Consider the following 18427-nt stretch of genomic DNA (forward strand, 5'->3'; position numbering starts at 1 on the left):
TGGTTTCAGCGGTCCCCCATACAAATTTTGATCAACAGGCTTTCATCGCACGGAGAGGAACATGAGTTCACCGCAGGACGATTTTCTTCTGAAGTCAGCCACAGCGGCGCAGGCTGCCGGTCATATTTTCCCGGAATACGCCGCCTGTGAAGCCGCTCTCGAGTCTGGCTGGGGAAACTCCCAGCTCAGTCAGCAAGCGAACAACCTCTTCGGACAAAAGCAGTCTCACCCTCCGGTCGATGGCACCGGAACGCTTACTCTGCCCACACGCGAGTTTCTCAACGGAGCATGGGTAACGGTGCAGGCCAACTGGGTAAGCTTTCCCGACCTGGCATCGTGCTTCGGAGCGCGCATGGCGCTGCTGCAGCGTCTGAGCGGCACCTATCCGCACTATCAGGCGGCGCTCGCTGCCACCACCGGCGAGCAGTTCATCAACGAAGTGTCGCAGACCTGGTCTACCGATCCCGGCCGCGCCGGCAAGGTGCTGGCCATTTATGACGCGCACAGCAGCGCCTTTGCCGGCCTCAGCTCGCCTTCTTCAGCGCCTGCCCCGGCCGCTTCTTAGTTGGGGTAAGCTGTTTGAACTCCGCCCTGAGCTGTGCTGCGCGAAGCGGCTTTTCGTGCAGCAGCAGCTCCACGGCCTGCATCTGCGGATTGGCATGGAACCAGCGCTGCACGGCCGCATCGTCCAGCAGGTTCAGCAGAGCGAGCAGCGACATCCCCAGATGGTGCGCCATCCACTCCCGTACAAGCGACGGATGCTTCAGCGACTCTGAATAATCCGCCGCCTCATAAAGTCCGTATATGCCCTTCCACTTCGACGCTTCCATCCGCCGCAGATTGTGGACCGCCGCCACCGGAGCCACGCCCAGCGCAAGATAAGTCGAATACGGCGAGATGAGCGGACCGGCCTCCGCATCCCACTTCAGCGCAATCTGCGGAATGCCGAACGCCTGGTAGTGATAATGGCCCGCATCGTCTTTCTTCGCGTAGCCCGACTCCGAAATACCCCATGGAATACCGTGCTCGCGGCCGAAGGCGCGCTGAATCTCCACGGCATTGACCAGAGACTTCGAGATCAGCGTCTCCGGATAGCTGTGCATCCATACCGACGGCATCAGATACTCGAACATCGTGCCCGTCCATGAAAGCAGCACCGGCCGCCCATAAGCCTGGGTATGCGTGCGCGACATGCGGAACCAGCCCTGCTGCGGCAGCTCGCCGCGCGCCACGGCAATGTAGGTGGCAATACGCGCCTCCGAGGCCAGCATGTCGTAGCAGGCCCAGTGAACCTTGCTGGTCGCCAGCTCATAGCCGATCGAGAGCAGTTGACGCCCCTCGTCCGCAAGGAAGGCAAAATCCATCTCTTCGGCCAGCCGCAGCGCCTCGGCAGAAACGGTGCGCACTCTGTCTGCCAGCTCTGTCATCCGGGCCCGTGCCGCCGGCAGCTCCGAGCGAAGCTTCTCCACCAGAAAGGCCTGATGACTGTTTCCGTTGGCCTCGCTCGCACTCAGCATCGCCCACAGCATCGCAAGACGCTGCTCCAGCGCCGCCGAAAAGTCTGCGCTCTCCTCCAGCACCGGGAATCCGCCTTTATTCTGCAGTCCCGCATAAGCATTGGTGAGCAGGAAGGCGTAATCGGAATGCAGCCACGGCAAATAGTCCCTCACAATGGCTGAAATGGCGAGCAGCCGGTTGCGCAGCTCATCCATCCACCAGATCGCCTCATCGGCCGACGGCCCGGTATATGCAGCGGCATCGGCAATGAAGGGAAGCTCCGCCGCCCGTGCAATCCATGCCATCCACTCCGTGGCCTCTGCATGCTCCCCCGGAAGCGCAAGGCTCTTTATCTCTGCGGGAGCTGTCTTCAGCCCGCGCAGCAGCAGCCACTGCGTGCGAATGCCTGCAAATAATCGCGCATCGATCAGCGGACGCTGCAGCAGCGAGCGCGCTCCCGTGCGCACCGTGTAATACGAAGCTGCCAGATTCCCGCTGTCCACCGAGGAAACCGTGATTGGCTGCAGCGGCTCCAGCGTATGCGTGTTGTACCAGTTGTAAAGGTGTCCGCGATACCGCGGCAGCTTCTCCACCGTGGCATAGCTGGCCAGCATCAGATCCGTGAACTCCGGAATCGTCAGGAATCCAAGCTCTACCGCTGCCTGGCGTGCATTCAGCAGCAGTCCGAAGTTGGTCGGCGATACGCGCGCGGCCTCGAACAGCCCCTCTTCCTCGACATTATCCGGAATCAGATAATTGTGCCGCGCTCCGCCGAACTCGTGAAAGAAGCGCCAGATGCGCAGCGCATGTTCGCGCAGAAAGCCCTCATCCTCCGTGCGTATGGCCTGCTTTTCTTCACGGGGCGGCGAATTCAGCCATTCCGTCACGCCGCTCTCAAAGCCCCACAGCAGCAAAATCGGCGCAGCCACCAGAAGTGAGATCGGTCTGAAGAAAGCAACCACGATCGCCAGCGCCAGCGAGAAAAGCGCCGTGAGCGCAAGATAGCGGTCGACCGGTGTTCGCAGCCCCTTCGACGATTCGGCCTCCGCCGCCGTCTCCCACTCCAGCAGCCGCTGGCCGGTAATAAAGCGGCGCACCAGCGAGCGAATGATGGCGTCGATCGAAAGCATCGTCTGGTGCGGCAGAAATGCCAGGTTCAGCAGCGTGATGAAGAGCGACTGCCAGAATCCCAGCAGCGCCTCGCGCACCGCGCCCTGCTGCTCGATAAACATCGCGCGGCCCACGCCGAAGGCAAGCTGCAGCAGCGTCGGCACAAAAAGCAGAAACAGCGTGACCAGCGTCCAGTAAAGCGCGCCGCCCGGCAGCCCCAGCCACCCGGCCACCAGCAGAATCAGCGTGAGCGGCTCCACCAGCGAGCGCCGCAGGTTATCGAAGATCTTCCACCGCGAGATCGTGGAGATCGGGTTGCGCACCCAGCGGCCCGACTCGTCCGGAACGCGCGAGAACAGCCACTGCGCAATCTGCCAGTCGCCGCGCACCCAGCGATGCTTGCGCCGGCTCCATGCGCTGTAGTGCGACGGGTAATCGTCGATCACTTCGATATCCGTCACCAGTCCTGCGCGGGCGTATGCGCCTTCGATCAGGTCGTGGCTCAGCAGCGAGTTGCGCGGAAAGCGGCGATCGAGCACCGCATGCAGCGTCGCGGCCTCGTAAATGCCCTTGCCCGTAAAGCTGCCTTCGCCGTACAGGTCCTGGTATGCGTCAGAGACGGCGCGCGTATACAGATCGAAGCCGGTCTGCCCCGAATAAAGCGAAGCCAGCCGCGAGCGCGAAGCCGAATGCACGCTCACCCCGACGCGCGGCTGCAGAATCCCGTACCCCTGCGAAACGATCCGGCTCTGCGGATCGATAATGGCCCGGTTCAGCGGATGAGCCATCGTCCCGATCATGCCGTGCGCCGTGCCGCGCGGAAGCTGCGTGTCGGAATCGAGAGTGATGATGTACTTCACCTTCTGCAGAATCTCCATGTTTCCGGCCTTCACCGGAAACGCGTCAAACTGCCCGGCAAGCAGTTTGTTCAGGTCCAGCAGCTTTCCGCGTTTGCGCTCCCAGCCCATCCACACGCCCTGCCGCGCGTTGAAGATGCGGTGCCGGTGCAGAAGCAGAATCGCTCCGTGCTTTCCATGCGATCTGTACTGCTCGTTCAGCTCGTTGATCAGACGCACCGCCAGAATCACCAGCGGGTCCGAGTCCTTCTCGCCCGGCTTCGACACCGAATCGGGCAGATCCGTCAGCAGCGCGAAGTGCAGGTTCGGGTCCTGATTGGCCAGAAAGCGTATCTCCAGGTCCAGAACCAGCTCCCGCACCTGTTTTTCATGCATCAGCAGGGTCGGCACCACCACCAGCGTGGCGCACTCCTCCGGAATGCCTTTGCTGTAATCGAGCTTCAGCAGCGGATGCGCGCGAAACAGTGCGGTCGTCGTGTTGTTCAGCAGATCGACTGCGCCCTGCGTCGCCGGCAGCAGCAGCAGCAGAAACGCAAACGTCAGGCCGCCAATGACGGAGTAGTTCGGAATCAGCGGCAGCAGAATCGCCGCGATCAGAATCACCGTCATGATCTCGATGCCGCCGATATAAAAATCGTCCGCATGGCGGTGGATCGTCATACGCAGACGATCGATAAAGCGCGGCCGCCAGCCGATCTGCAGCCGCAGTTGTTCAAAGCCCTGATCGAACAGGTAATAACCCACATGCGCGCGCCGCTCGTGCAGGCGAATATCCTCTGCCGGCCTCTGCGCCGCTTCCGCCGCCAGTTCCAGCGCCGCCGCGGCCACTTCAGACTCCGAGGAGTCCGCATGCCGCGCAATCTCCGCCACTCGCTTGCGGCAGACCTCGCGGCTGTCGAAATCCATGCGCGGATAAGCCCCCGCGGGGTCTTTCTGCAGCGCCGCATCGAAGGCCACCATCGGCTCCAGGATCGAAGGCCAGTCCGCATAGCCCGTCTCTCTCAGGCTTTTGATCGCCGCCGTCAACTGCTTCGCCGATTCGTCATCTCTGAAGCTGCCCGCATGCCGCCGCTCTTCGGCTCCCGCCAGAATGCGCTCCAGCAGAACCAGCCGCAGCATCACCGGCAGCACCCACAGCTCTTCCAGAAACAGAGGATCGGTCTGCTGCTCTTCATTGATGTAGATGTGCAGCGCCGCCGGGTCCCATGCCAGCCCGCTCGCAGAGAGATAGCCCGCCGCCACCGCTGCCGCGCGAGGCTCGTCCGCTCCATCCGGATGCATCTCCACCGGCAGATGCCGAACCTTGCGTATTACGGACTTCACCTCCACGGCAGCCGTCCGCAGCAGCCGCGGATTCTCGCGAATCTCAAGCAGCGGATCGGGACCGGCGACACTTTCCGCGGTCAGCGTATCGAGATCGGCGAGCAGCCTCTCGAGCGACGCCCGTGCCGCTTCCACCCGCATGCCGTAGCTCTGTGTTTTTGTCTGCGGTCTGTGCACCACATGGTGCCCCTGCGCCGCCGTCCGCGCCTCCGACCGCAGCCGGTCAATGGAGATCCCCGCCTTCGCGAGCCGTTGCTGATCAGCGTTCGTTATCTGTTCCGGCATGAGTCTCCATCAGCGATAACTTGCGGCCTGCATCTCGAACATCCGGGCATAGCGTCCTCCCAGCGCGATCAGTTGCTGGTGCGAGCCTTCTTCCACCAGCCGGCCGCCTTCAAGCACTACGATGCGGTCTGCCATGCGAACCGTCGAAAAACGATGCGAAATCAGCAGCGCCATCTTCCCGGCCGTCAATTCGGCAAAACGCTCAAAAACCTCCAGCTCGCTCTTTGCATCGAGCGCTGCCGTGGGCTCGTCGAGAACCAGAAGCTGCGCATCGCGCAGATAAGCGCGCGCCAGCGCCATCTTCTGCCACTCGCCGCCCGAGAGATCCACCCCGCCCTCGAAGCGCCGCCCCAGCATCTGGTCATACCCCTGCGAAAGCTTCTTCACCACGCCCTCTGCCAGGCTCTTCTGCGCCGCATGCTCAATCTCTTCTTCCGTGTGCGGAATCTCGATCCGTCCAACGGCGATATTCTCCCGCGCCGTCATCTCGTAGCGCATGAAATCCTGAAAGATCACGCCGATCTCTTTGTGCAGATCGTCCAGGTCGTATTCACGCAGATCCACGCCATCGAGCAGAATCTGCCCCTCCGTCGGATCGTACAGCCGCGTAATCAGCTTCACGATCGTCGTCTTGCCCTGTCCGTTTTCTCCGATCAGCGCAATCCGCTCTCCCGGGCTCAGCGTGAAGTTAAAGTTCTTCAGCACGCGCCGCTCGGTCCCCGGATAAACGAAGGAGACATTGCGAAACTCGAAGCCCCGCTGCACCGGACGCGGCGCCGGCAGCGCATCCGGCTTCGACTGCACCATCGGCTTCATCTCGAAGAAGGCGATCAGGTCGGTAAGGAACAGCGCCTGATCGGCAATGCCCGAGGCCGTCGAGAAGACCTGCTGCAGGTTCGAGCTCGCCTGCTGAATGGCGGTCGTGATGAAGACGAAGGTGCCGATCGAATACAGCCCATGAACCGCCCGCCAGATCACAAAGGCGTATGAGCCGTAATAGCCGAGGATGCCCAGCATCGAGAGCAGCCCGCCCCAGAAGAGCTTGCGCTTCGAAAGATCGACGTTTTCCAGGTAGATCTGCTCCGACAGCGCCGAAAACCGGTCGGTAAGATAGCCGCTCAGGTTGAAGAGTTTCAGCTCCTTGGCTGCTTCCTTGCTGCCTCCCACCTGGCGCAGATAATCCATCTGCCGCTTTGCCGGTGTCTGCCGGAAGTTCTTCGCATAGCCCAGAAAAGCAAAGTGCGTCTCACCCACGAATGACGGCAGCACGCCCACGCACAGCAGCAGTACCAGCCACGGCGAGTAATAGAGCAGCGTGCCGGTGAAGATCAGGGTAGTCAGAGCCTGCTGGAACAGCCGCCCCATCTGCTGAATCATCGCCAGCCGGTCCGTCGCCTGAACCCGCGCCCGCTCCAGCCGGTCATAGTAAGCCGGATCTTCGTAGGTGGTCAGGTCCAGCTGCGCCGCCTGCCGCATCACTTCAATGCTCACGTGATGGGTATAGCGGTCCGAGAGCAGCGCGTCGCAGTAGTCGATCAGCCGCCCCACCGCCGCCGTCAGCACCGCCAGCGCGACCTCGGCGCCTACGATCCACCAGAAATGCGGCCGCAGTCCCTCGTGCCGTATCACCTGCTCGACGCCCTGCACGATCCAGGCGGCGACCCGCGCAATCCCCCACGGCAGAGCCGCGAAAATAACCCGCAGAATGATGCCCCACGTCACCACTGCGGGACCGGACTCCCAGAGAATATGCAGCACCGGAGGAACATTCCTCAGTGCACGGATACGGTCTCCCCAGGCGTTCCCGGAACCCTGTTGCGCTTTCTTGGTCATGAGTCTCGTATGAAGCGTTTTACGCAGGTGGCAGCACTTCCGCAATGCGAACGGAAAGGGCGAATCTGTGGCTTTCTGATGCGTCTGTCCCGAGTTTATGTTGTATTGACGCGATTCCGCCAGAAGCGCCGCATTCCCTGCCGCCGCAGCCGCAAAGCCGGACGAAAGCTGGACAATGGCAGGGACTTTTCTGTAATGATGGTAGAGGATGAGAAAAGGTTTTCTCAGCGGACAGTCCTCCACCCGCCGTCCGCAGCTCTCCCCACGAACGAGACAGAGGAAAGAGAACAAATGACCGTCGTCGCCGGTGTCGATTTTGGAACCCTCAGTGTCCGCGTGACCCTGCTCGACAGCGAGCGCGGTCGCCTGGGAACCGCTTCGGCTGAATACCCGCTGAAGCGCCGCCGCGATGACCCCGACTTCGCCACCCAGTCTCACGCCGATCAGATGAGCGCTCTGGTCTCCGCCATGCGCGCCGTCCTCAGAGAGACCGGCTTCGACGGCAATCAGCTCGCCGCCATCGCCCTCGACACCACCGGCTCCAGCGTGGTCCCCGTCGATGCCTCCCTCCAGCCCCTCGACGATTACTACCTCTGGTGCGATCATCGCGCCCACGCCGAGGCGAACGAGATCACCATCCTCGCCCACACCCTCGGTCTCGAGGCCATTGAGTGGTGCGGTGGCGTTTACTCTCACGAGTGGGGCTTCGCCAAGCTTCTGCACTGGCTGCGCCACAACCCCGAAAAGCGGGAGCGCTTTGCCAGCGCCTTCGAGCACTGCGACATGGTCGCGGCGACCCTCACCGGGGTAACCGATCCGCGTCTGGCCAAACGCAGTGTCTGCGCCATGGGCCATAAATGGATGTGGAATCCGAAATGGGGTGGTCTCCCCGCGGAGGAATTCCTCGTCCAGGTCGATCCGCTCTTCGCCGGTGTGCGCGAAAAGCTGCAGGGCGACTACCGGACCTCCGACCACATCGCCGGATACCTCTCTGAACAATGGGCGAATGAAATGGGAATTCGCGCCGGCATCCCCATCCCTGTCGGAGCCTTCGACGCGCACTGGGACGCCATCGGCTCCGGCATCCGCGAAGGCGATGTCGTCAATGTCGTCGGCACTTCAACCTGCATCATCGCCATGTCGCGGCAGGCGCAGCTGGTCCCCGGTGTCTGCGGCGTCGTCCCCGGCAGCGTGCATCCCGCCTGGACCGGCATTGAAGCCGGATTATCCGCGACCGGCGATATCTTCGACGCCATCGCCCGCCGCGCCGGCAGCACCGTCGCCGCTCTCTCCGAAGGCCTGGAACGGTATCGCGCCGGACAGACCGGCCTGCTCCGCCTCAGCTGGGATAACGGCGACCGCACCGTCCTGGTCAATCCCGAGCTCGGCGGAGTCACCCTCGGCTGGAATCTCATCCACACCGCGCAGGACGAGCTCTTTGCCGCCATCGAAGGGACCGCCTTCCACACCCGCATCATCCTCGAGCGTATGGCAGAGCATGGAGTACCCGTGGATCGCGTCATCAACGCCGGCGGAGTTCCCCAGCGAAATGCGATCCTCAATCAGGTCTACGCCAACGTGCTGAACAAGCCGGTGCTGGTGCCCGATGGAGTGCCCACCAGCCTCGGCTCCGGCATCATGGCTCTGCTCGCCGCCAAAGCATTCCCTTCGATCGAGGAAGCCCAGCAGGCCATGTGCCTGCGTTACAGGACCATTACGCCCGATCCGGCCGCGGCCGCCGTCTGCGATGAGCTCTTTGTCCATTACAGCAATCTCTATTTCTCGCTTGGCCGTCGCGCGGCCTCCCCCGCTGCGCTCGGCTCCGTATTGCCCGACCTGCGCCGTATTGCCGCAAATGTCCGGAAGAAATTTAACGCGTGAAAATGGTCAGTTTCTGCATCGGCATTGCCGCGGCAATGTATCAGTTTTTCTGATACTTCCGGCCTGAAGCCGTTTTTGTTCATTTGCCGTTACAAATTGTTACAAAACACTGCCCCTTTCCGCCGTTCCGGCCGGCATTGCCGTGCAACAAAATCGGACCCTCGGGCGTCAACAAAAGTACACTCAGACCAGTGCGGCAATGCCCTGTCCGCTCGTAAAATAAAACTGGCTCTGCATTGTTCCTGAGCCGTTCAACGGTTTTGCGCCTGGCGGGCTGGAATGCCGGGATGTACAACCCTCGAATTCCCGACTGCCTGCGCCAAGGACCAACAGCATCAGATGCAAGAAGAAAAGAATCCGGAGCAAAAGCCTGCCTCGCACGTTCCGCTGGACCATCAGCTGCCCGCGCCCGGTGCCACCGCATCGCCACGTAAGCGCCACCGCTGGGTCTGGATTGTCATTCTGCTGCTGTGCGCGTTGTTTGCGTACGTCATCCTGCGCCATTCCGACCAGGGACAGGCCAAAGCGCCCGGATCAGGTCGGGGCGGCCGTCGTTTCGGCATGAGCGGCCCGGTGCCTGTCACCACCGCCACGGCAAAATCGGGAAGCATTGGTGTCTATCAGTCCGCAATCGGCACCGTGACGCCGGTCTTCACGGACTCGATCACCGCTCAGGTCACCGGTGTCATCACCGCCGTTCACTACCGTGAAGGCCAGAGAGTCCGCAAGGGCGATCCGCTGATCGATATCGACTCGCGGCAGTATGATGCCCAGCTCGAAGAGGCTCAGGGCGCGCTGCAGCGGGATCAGAACCTCCTCGCCGAGGCGGAGATGGATCTCGATCGTTACAAGACCGCCTGGGCGCATAACGCCATCCCGCGCCAGCAGTATGAGGACCAGGAGAAGCTCGTCCTCCAGACTCAGGGCACGGTAAAGAACGACGAGGGCACCGTTCACTACGATGAGGTGCAGGTCGGCTATTGCCACATCACCTCGCCCATCACCGGACGGGTCGGTCTTCGCCTCGTCGATCCGGGGAATCTGGTGACCGCCAACGGTGGTACGACGCTGGTCGTCGTGACCCAGGAGCAGCCCATCACCGTCGTCTTCACCCTCGCCGAAGACGGCCTGAATCAGGTGCTGGATCAGATGCACCACGGCAAGGCGCTCACCGTCGAGGCATGGGATCGCAGCCAGTCGAAGAAGATCGAGGATGGCCGTCTCATCACCATCGACAATCAGATCGACACCACCACTGGAACGGTCCGCCTGCGCGCGCAGTTTGACAACCGGACAGGCGAGCTCTTCCCCAATCAGTTCGTCAACACCCGTCTGCTGGTGCAGACGCTTCAGAATCAGACGCTGATACCGTCCTCTGCCGTGCAGCACAATGGCGACGAGGCCTTTGTGTACCTCATCCAGAACGGCGCGGTAAAAATGCAGCCTGTAAAAACCGGTGTCACCGACGGCGGGAATAGTGTTGTGGAGGGCATCAAGCCTGGGGATGTGGTAGCGGACAGCAGCTTTGAAAAGCTGCAGAGCGGATCGAAGATCACGATCTCGAAGGTCGTCATTCCGTCCACGTCGCCTGAGAGCAACGCCCCGTGAGTCCGTCTCGCCCATTTATTCTGCGGCCGGTCGCCACCTCGCTGCTGATGGCGGCGATTTTGCTGGCGGGTATTGTCGCCTTCACGCAGCTTCCGGTATCGGCGCTGCCTGAGGTGGACTATCCCACCATCCAGGTGCTCACGTTTTATCCGGGAGCCAGCCCGGATGTCATGGCCAGCACGGTCACGGCTCCGCTCGAGCGCCAGTTCGGCGAAATGCAGGGCCTCAGCCAGATGACCTCGACCAGCTCAGGCGGCGTTTCGGTCATCGTCCTGCAGTTCAGCCTCACGCTCAATATTGATGTTGCGGAAGAAGAGGTGCAGGCGGCCATTAACGCCGGCTCCAGCTTCCTCCCCTCCGATCTGCCGACGCCGCCGATCTACAGCAAGAGCAATCCTGCCGACGCGCCGATTCTTACCCTGGGCATTACCTCGAATACGATGGCGCTGCCCGAGGTGGAAGACCTCATCGACACCCGCCTAGCTCCGAAGATTTCGCAGCTGGCCGGAGTAGGCCTCGTCAGCATCAGCGGCGGCCAGAAGCCGGCCGTCCGCATCCAGGTCAACCCCGTGGCCATCTCCTCCTACGGCATCAATATGGAGGATGTCCGCACCGCCCTGACCTCGGCCAGCGTCAATGCCGCCAAGGGAAACTTCGACGGCCCGCGCCAGGACTATCAGATCGACGCGAACGATCAGATATCTGAGGCCGACGGATACAAAAACGTCGTCATCGCCTATCGCAACGGCGCTCCCGTCTTCGTGAAAGACGTCGCCACCATCGTCAACAGTGTCGAGAACACAAAGCAGGCCGCCTGGATGAACAAGACGCCTGCCATCATTCTCAACATCCAGCGCCAGCCCGGCGCCAATACCATCAGCGTCGTCAAAAGCATCCGGAACCTCATGCCTCAGCTTGAGGCCAACCTTCCGGCCGGCATCAAAATCACGACGCTCACCGACATGACCACCAGCATCCAGGCATCGGTCAACGACGTTGAGTTTGAGCTGATGCTCACCATCGGCCTGGTGGTTCTGGTCATCTTCCTCTTTCTGCGCAGCGTTTACGCCACCATCATTCCCAGCATCGCCGTGCCGCTCTCGCTGGTCGGCACCTTCGGTGTGATGTACCTGCTCGGCTACAGCCTCGACAACCTCTCGCTCATGGCGCTCACCATCTCGACCGGCTTCGTCGTCGACGACGCCATCGTGATGATCGAGAACATCGCTCGCTATCTGGAGGAAGGCGATCCGCCGCTGCAGGCCGCTCTCAAAGGCGCCGAGCAGATCGGCTTCACCATTCTGTCGCTGACCATCTCGCTGATCGCCGTGCTGATCCCGCTGCTCTTCATGGGCGACGTGGTCGGCCGCCTCTTCCGCGAGTTTGCCGTCACGCTGGCCGTCACCATCATCATCTCCGCCGTCGTCTCGCTGACCCTGACGCCGATGATGTGCGCCCGCATCCTGCGCCACAATCCGGAAGAGCAGAACACGCGCTTCTATCGTGCCTCGGAGCACGTCTTCAACAGCATGATCGAGTTTTACGGACGCACGCTGAAGGTCGTGCTCCGCTTCCAGGGGCTGACGCTGATCATCGCGCTCGCCACTCTGGTTCTCACCGTCATTCTCTACATCATCATCCCCAAAGGCTTCTTCCCGGTGCAGGACACCGGCGTGATCCAGGCCATCTCGCAGGCGCCGCAGTCCATCTCCTTCGATGCGATGAAGCAGAAACAGCAGGAAGCGGCGAATATCATTCTTCAGGACCCGGCCGTTTTAAGCCTGTCCTCCTTCATCGGTGCCGACGGCACCAACACCACGCTCAACAGCGGCCGCATGTCGATCAATCTCAAGCCGCTCGAGCAGCGCGATCTCAGCGCCTCCGACGTCATCCGCCGCCTGCAGCGATCGCTTGAAAAGGTGCAGGGAATCCACCTCTACATGCAGCCGGTGCAGAACATCACCGTCGATGACCGCGTAAGCCGCACGCAGTATCAGTTCACGCTCGAATCGCCCGACAGCCAGGAGCTGAACGACTGGACCAACCGGTTTGTCGCCCGCCTGAAGAAGCTGCCGGATCTCGAAGACGTGGCCACCGATCAGCAGACCGGCGCCCGCGCGCTTTCGCTCATGATCGATCGCGTCACCGCGTCGCGTCTGGGGATCGCGCCTTCGACCATCGACAACACGCTGTACGATGCTTATGGCCAGCGGCAGATCAACACGCTGTACACGCAGCTCAATCAATACCACGTAGTGCTCGAAGCGCAGCCGAAGTGGCAGCAGAATCCGGAAAACCTCGGAGACCTTTACCTGCGGGCCAATGCGTCGTCCGGAGCCAGCGGCGCCGGAGCGGTCAGCTCCTTCTCCACCTCTGCATCCGCATCGGCCGGCTCCAGTGCGACCACCACCTCGGTGCTTTACACGCCCTCCGGCGGCATTCTCGTCGCTCCGGCCAAAACCCTCACCGCCACCGGCAGCTCCAGCACCGCCCCAGGCTCTTCAGCGGGACAGGCCATTCCGCTCAGTGCCTTTACGCACCTGTCCACCACCACCGAGTCGCTCTCGATCAATCACCAGGGCCAGTTCCCGTCAGTGACCGTTTCCTTCAATCTCGGTCCCCATGCGGCGCTCGGAACAGCCATCTCCGAGATCGAAAAAGTTGTAAAGCAGATGAACTTCCCGCCCAGCCTGCAGGCGGACTTCCAGGGAACCGCGGCTTCGTTCCGCAATTCGCTCTCGAATGAAGCGCTGCTGATCCTTGCCGCTCTGGTGACTGTTTACATCGTGCTGGGCGTGCTCTACGAGAGCTTCATTCACCCCATCACCATTCTTTCCACGCTGCCTTCCGCCGGTGTGGGAGCGCTGCTCTCGCTCATGCTCTTCGGGCAGGATCTCAGCGTCGTCGCTATCATCGGCATCATTCTTCTCATCGGTATTGTGAAGAAAAACGGCATCATGATCGTCGACTTCGCGCTTGAGGCGGAGCGCGAACGCGGTCTCAGTTCGACCGATGCCATCTATGAAGCCAGCCTGCTGCGCTTCCGCCCCATCATGATGACCACCATGGCCGCGCTGCTCGGCGGAATTCCGCTGGCCTTCGGTACCGGACTCGGCTCCGAGCTGCGGCGCCCCCTCGGCATTTCCATGGTCGGCGGCCTGCTCCTCAGCCAGATCCTCACCTTGTACACCACGCCGGTCATCTATATCTTCTTTGACCGGATCGCGCAGCGCTTCTCCCGTAAAGCGAAGAACGAAAGTCACGGCGGCAGCACGGCAATGCCCGCAACGGAGCAGCCGTGAACCTCTCCGCCCCATTTATCCGCCGGCCGGTAGCCACCACGCTGCTCACCGTCGCGGTGGCCATTGCCGGCGCCATCGCCTTTGCGGTGCTCCCTGTATCGCCGCTGCCCCAGGTGGATTTCCCCACCATCAGCGTCAATGCGAGTCTGCCCGGCGCCAGCGCGCAGATCATGGCCTCCGCCGTTGCCACGCCGCTCGAGCGTCAGCTCGGCCATATCGCCGGCATCACCGAGATGACCTCTTCGAGCTCGCTCGGCAATACCAACGTCACCATGCAGTTCGATCTCAGCCGCAACATCGACGGAGCGGCGCGCGATGTGCAGGCGGCCATCAATGCGGCGCGTACCTATCTGCCCGCAAACCTGCCCTCCAATCCGAGCTATCGCAAGGTCAATCCCGCCGACTCGCCGATCATGATCATCGGTCTCACGTCGAATAAATACGACGTCACCAAGGTCTATGACCTGGCCTCGACCATCCTCGAGCAGAAGCTTTCGCAGATCGACGGTGTCGGACAGGTCTACGTCGGCGGCGGCGCCACTCCGGCCGTTCGCGTCGAAGCGAACCCCACCAAACTCGAAAGCTACGGCCTCACTCTCAGCAGCATCCGCTCCGCGCTCAGTCTGCAGAACTCCCACGAGCCGCGCGGCCAGATCTCAAACGGCGTGCTCACCGCCGATATCATCACCAACGATCAGATCTCGCACGCCGATGACTACAAGCCTCTGATCGTCGGCACCCACAACGGAACCGCCATTCACCTCTCCGATGTGGCCGATGTCATCGACTCCACGCAGGACGTCCGCAACGCGGGCTACATGGATGGCAGCCGGTCGGTTTTCGTGATCATCTTCCGCCAGCCCGGCGCCAATATCATCCAGACGATCGATCGGGTTCGCGGCCAGCTTCCGTTCCTGAATGCCGTCCTGCCGCAGGGCATCCAGTCCACCATCGTGCTCGATCGCACCACCACCATCCGCGCCTCCGTGCATGAGGTGGAGCGCACGCTGCTGGCATCGATCGCCCTCGTCGTGATGGTCGTCTTTATCTTCCTGCGCAGCCCCCGCGCCACGCTCATTCCCGCCGTCGCCGTTCCTGTATCGCTGATCGGCACCTTCGCGGTGATGTATCTGCTCGGCTACAGCCTCGACAATCTCTCGCTCATGGCGCTCACCATCGCCACAGGATTCGTCGTCGACGACGCCATCGTGGTCATGGAGAATATCTCGCGCCACGTCGAGGATGGCATGGAGCCCTTTGCCGCCGCCTTCAAAGGTGCGGAAGAGATCGGCTTTACCGTTTTCTCCATCAGCATGTCGCTGATCGCCGTCTTTATTCCGATCCTGATGATGGGCGGCATCGTCGGCCGCCTCTTCCGCGAGTTCGCGATGACGCTTTCCACCGCGATCCTCGTCTCCATGGTGGTGTCGCTCACCACCACGCCCACCATGTGCGCGCGGCTCTTCAAAACGCATGAGCGAGAGAAGAAGCACAATATTTTCTACCGCGCCAGCGAGAGTTTTTTTGACGGAATCCTCTGGGTTTACCGCCACTCTCTCCTGTGGGTCCTTGATAACCCGGTACTCACTCTCATCATTCTCGGCCTGACCATCGCGCTCAACGTCGTCGTCATTGTCCGGATTCCCAAAGGCTTCTTCCCGCAGCAGGATACCGGGGTGCTCGTCGGTGGCGTGCAGGGACCGCAGGATGCGTCCTTCCCCTTCATGAACTACTCCATCCTGCAGCTCGTCAAGATCATCAAAGCCGACCCCGCCGTCGAGCATGTCAATGCCTACACCGGTGGCCGCGGATCGACGAACGGCGGTTTTATCTTCGTCGCGCTCAAGCCGCTCGGCAGCGGTAAAGGCGAGCGCAAGGCCAGCGCCGCGCAGATCATCAACCGGCTGCGTCCAAAGCTCAATCGTCTTCCGGTGGCCTCCGCCTTCCTGCAGGCCGCGCAGGATCTCCGCATCGGCGGCCGCTCCAGTAACGCGCTCTATCAGTACACCATTCAGTCCGACAACATTCCCGATCTCGCTCACTGGGGCCCCATCCTGATGGCGCACATGAGCAAGCTGCCCGGCCTGCAGGATGTCAATATGGATCAGCAGAACGGCGGCCTCGAAGAGCGGATGACCTATGACCGCATGGCTGCGGCGCGTCTGGGACAGACCGCGCAGTCGCTCGACACCGCTCTGTACAGCGCCTTCGGGCAGTCGGAAGTATCGGTCATCTACACGCCTCTCAATCAGTACTACGTCGTGCTTGAGGTGGCCCCGAAATACTGGCAGTCTCCCGAAGGCCTGAAGAACATCTATCTCAGCACCGGGTCCAACTCCGGCCGGGCCGGCAGCAGCGCCATGGCTCCGCTCTCTGCCATGACCACGTCGCAGGTCGGAACCACGCCGCTCGAAGTGAACCATACCGGACTCTTCCCCTCCGTCACGGTCTCCTTCAACCTGGCGAACAATGTCTCTCTCAGCGACGCCACTCTGCTCATCGAAAAGATGCAGCAGGATCTCGGAACGCCATCCACGATCCACGGCTTCTTCGCCGGCACGCTGCAGGCCTATCAGCAATCCCTCGCCAGTGAGCCCATTCTTGTCACCACCGCGCTGCTGGCCGTCTACATCGTTCTCGGCGTTTTGTATGAGAGCCTGATCCACCCGCTCACCATCATCTCCACGCTTCCCTCCGCCAGCGTCGGAGCCATGCTGGCTCTCATGTTCTTCCACATCGATCTCAACGTCATCTCGATCATCGGAATCGTCCTGCTCATAGGCATCGTGAAGAAGAATGCCATCATGATGATCGATTTTGCGCTGGCCGCCGAGCGGCAGCAGGGCCTCAGCACATCCGACGCAATCTTCCAGGCCTGCATGCTGCGCTTCCGCCCCATTCTCATGACCACCATGGCCGCGATCTTCGGAGCTCTTCCGCTCGCCTTTGGTACCGGTACAGGGTCCGAGCTGCGCCGCCCCCTCGGCATCACCATTGTGGGCGGATTACTTCTCAGCCAGTTGCTTACGCTCTACACCACGCCTGTGGTCTATCTCACGCTCGACCGCCTCCGCCTGCGCATGCGCGGCAGAAGCCATGACACCTGGCCTGCCGAAGCCGAGGAGGCCACATCGTAAAACGGAAAGAATACGTATGACGATCTCCATGTTCAACACCGTAACCCGAACCGCCGCGCTCGCAGCGTGCTCTGCCGCCCTGCTCGCGGCCGTCGCCGGCTGCCGCGTGGGACCGAAATACACTGCGCCCGCGCCGCCTCCTGTAACTGCCGCAAGCTATAAGGAGCTGCCCGTCAAATTTCAGGACACCGGCGACTGGAAGGTAGCCAGCCCGCAGGATGCCATGCTCCGTGGCAAATGGTGGGAGATCTACAACGAGCCCGAGCTGAACACGCTCGAAGAGCAGCTTCAGATCGACAACCAGAATATTAAGGTCTACTTCCAGAACTTCATGCAGGCCCGGGCGCTCATTGCCGAGGCGCGTTCTCAGTACTGGCCCACCGTGACCACCAGTCCGGGATGGAACCGTTCGAGATCGTCCAGCAACCTGACAAACTCCTCCCAGGCCAACATAGGCCGCCAAAGCAATCTGCTCACCTTTCCCATAGATGTCTCCTGGGAGCCCGATCTCTGGGGCAAGATTCGCAATGAAGTCCGCGAAGCGCAGTACGGCGCTCAGGTCAGCGCTGCAGATCTTGAAAACGAGAAGCTCACCGAAGAAGCAAGCCTCGCCCAGTACTTCTTCGAGATACGCGGACAGGACGCTCTGCAGAAGATCCTCGACGACACCGTCGCTGCCGATCAGAAGGCTCTCGATCTGACCAAATCGCTCTACGACACGGGCGTCGATAACTACATCTCGGTCGTGGAAGCCCAGGCCACCCTCGACAGTGCTCGCGCGCAGGCCACCAACCTTGGCATTGCAAGAGCGCAGTACGAACATGCGATCGCTGTGCTGCTCGGCAAAGTTGCCTCGGACTTCTCCATCCCCGTCCGCCCCATGATGTACGTTCCCCCTCCGATTCCAACCGGCATGCCATCGCAGCTGCTCCAGCGCCGTCCGGACATCGCCGCCGCGGAAAGAACCCTCGCGGAAGAGAACGCCACCATCGGAATCGGCTATGGAGCCTTCTTCCCGTCCCTCACGCTGTCGGCGACCGGCGGATTCGAGGCCTCTACGTTTACACACTGGTTCGACTGGCCCAGCCGCTTCTGGTCCATCGGCCCGTCCGTCTCCGAAACGCTCTTCAACGGCTGGCTGTACCGCGCACAGCTGCACCAGTACGTCGCCATCTATAACGCTGACGTAGCTACCTATCGTCAGACCGTGCTCACCGCCTTCCAGCAGGTCGAAGACTCTCTGTCATCGGTTCGCATCTACTCGCAGCAGATCCAGCAGCAGCAGCAGGCGGTAAGCTCTGCGCAGCAGTTCCTCAATCTGGAGACGAGCCGCTATCAGACCGGCGTCGACCCGTACATCGACGTGCTCACCGCGCAAAACACATATTTGTCCGATCAGCAGAGCCTGGCGCTGATTCAGGTGCAGCGCATGGTCGGTTCCGTTCAGCTCGTTCAGGCGCTGGGTGGAGGATGGGACAGCTCGCAGCTGCCCACTCCGTCTCAGGTCTCACAGAAGACCAAAGCAGCCGACTACCAGATACAGCACTAAAAAATCAGCGCAGCACTCAGACAGGCTTCTGCAGAAAGATTCCCC

8 protein-coding genes are annotated in these 18427 nt (G+C 61.5%); 6 read left to right on the plus strand and 2 right to left on the minus strand.

The window, feature by feature from the left end; translation table 11 throughout:
• The first annotated feature begins 61 nt into the window (after nt 1–61).
• Entirely contained in the window at nt 62–565 is a 504-nt protein-coding gene (locus D0Y96_RS14235) for a glucosaminidase domain-containing protein (RefSeq protein ID WP_117301146.1), read from the plus strand.
• Here the strand turns inward: D0Y96_RS14235 and D0Y96_RS14240 are convergent.
• Both D0Y96_RS14240 and D0Y96_RS14245 read right to left on the minus strand, forming a co-directional pair.
• Entirely contained in the window at nt 525–5072 is a 4548-nt protein-coding gene (locus D0Y96_RS14240) for a glucoamylase family protein (protein ID WP_117301148.1), read from the minus strand. The two genes, D0Y96_RS14235 and D0Y96_RS14240, sit on opposite strands and share 41 nt — an antisense overlap.
• Before the next feature lie 9 nt (nt 5073–5081).
• Nucleotides 5082–6830, minus strand: coding sequence for an ABC transporter ATP-binding protein (locus D0Y96_RS14245; RefSeq protein WP_350449083.1), 1749 nt, complete (start codon nt 6828–6830; stop codon nt 5082–5084).
• A 366-nt stretch (nt 6831–7196) separates the two neighbouring features.
• On the opposite strand from D0Y96_RS14245, the gene D0Y96_RS14250 reads away from it, so the two are divergent.
• The 5 genes from D0Y96_RS14250 to D0Y96_RS14270 all read left to right on the plus strand — a co-directional run bounded on the left by D0Y96_RS14250 (nt 7197) and on the right by D0Y96_RS14270 (nt 18382).
• The gene (locus D0Y96_RS14250) at nt 7197–8786 is read left to right on the plus strand and encodes a ribulokinase (RefSeq protein WP_117301150.1); all 1590 of its coding nucleotides are present in this window, start codon (nt 7197–7199) and stop codon (nt 8784–8786) included.
• Between the two features lie 339 nt (nt 8787–9125).
• Nucleotides 9126–10394: an efflux RND transporter periplasmic adaptor subunit gene (locus D0Y96_RS14255; RefSeq protein ID WP_117301152.1), complete on the plus strand. Its 1269-nt coding sequence runs from the start codon at nt 9126–9128 to the stop codon at nt 10392–10394.
• Complete coding sequence (locus D0Y96_RS14260; RefSeq protein WP_117301154.1) at nt 10391–13696, plus strand: efflux RND transporter permease subunit; 3306 nt, start codon at nt 10391–10393, stop codon at nt 13694–13696. The genes D0Y96_RS14255 and D0Y96_RS14260 overlap by 4 nt, the downstream gene beginning before the upstream one ends.
• On the plus strand, nt 13693–16833 hold the full coding sequence (locus D0Y96_RS14265; protein ID WP_117301156.1) for an efflux RND transporter permease subunit: 3141 nt from the start codon (nt 13693–13695) through the stop codon (nt 16831–16833). Before D0Y96_RS14260 ends, D0Y96_RS14265 begins: the two co-directional genes overlap by 4 nt.
• A 16-nt stretch (nt 16834–16849) precedes the next feature.
• The gene (locus D0Y96_RS14270; RefSeq protein WP_252263803.1) at nt 16850–18382 is read left to right on the plus strand and encodes an efflux transporter outer membrane subunit; all 1533 of its coding nucleotides are present in this window, start codon (nt 16850–16852) and stop codon (nt 18380–18382) included.
• Nucleotides 18383–18427: the final 45 nt, after the last annotated feature.

Origin of the sequence: Paracidobacterium acidisoli, from assembly GCF_003428625.2 — a bacterium.
In the GTDB taxonomy this organism is placed as follows: domain Bacteria; phylum Acidobacteriota; class Terriglobia; order Terriglobales; family Acidobacteriaceae; genus Paracidobacterium; species Paracidobacterium acidisoli.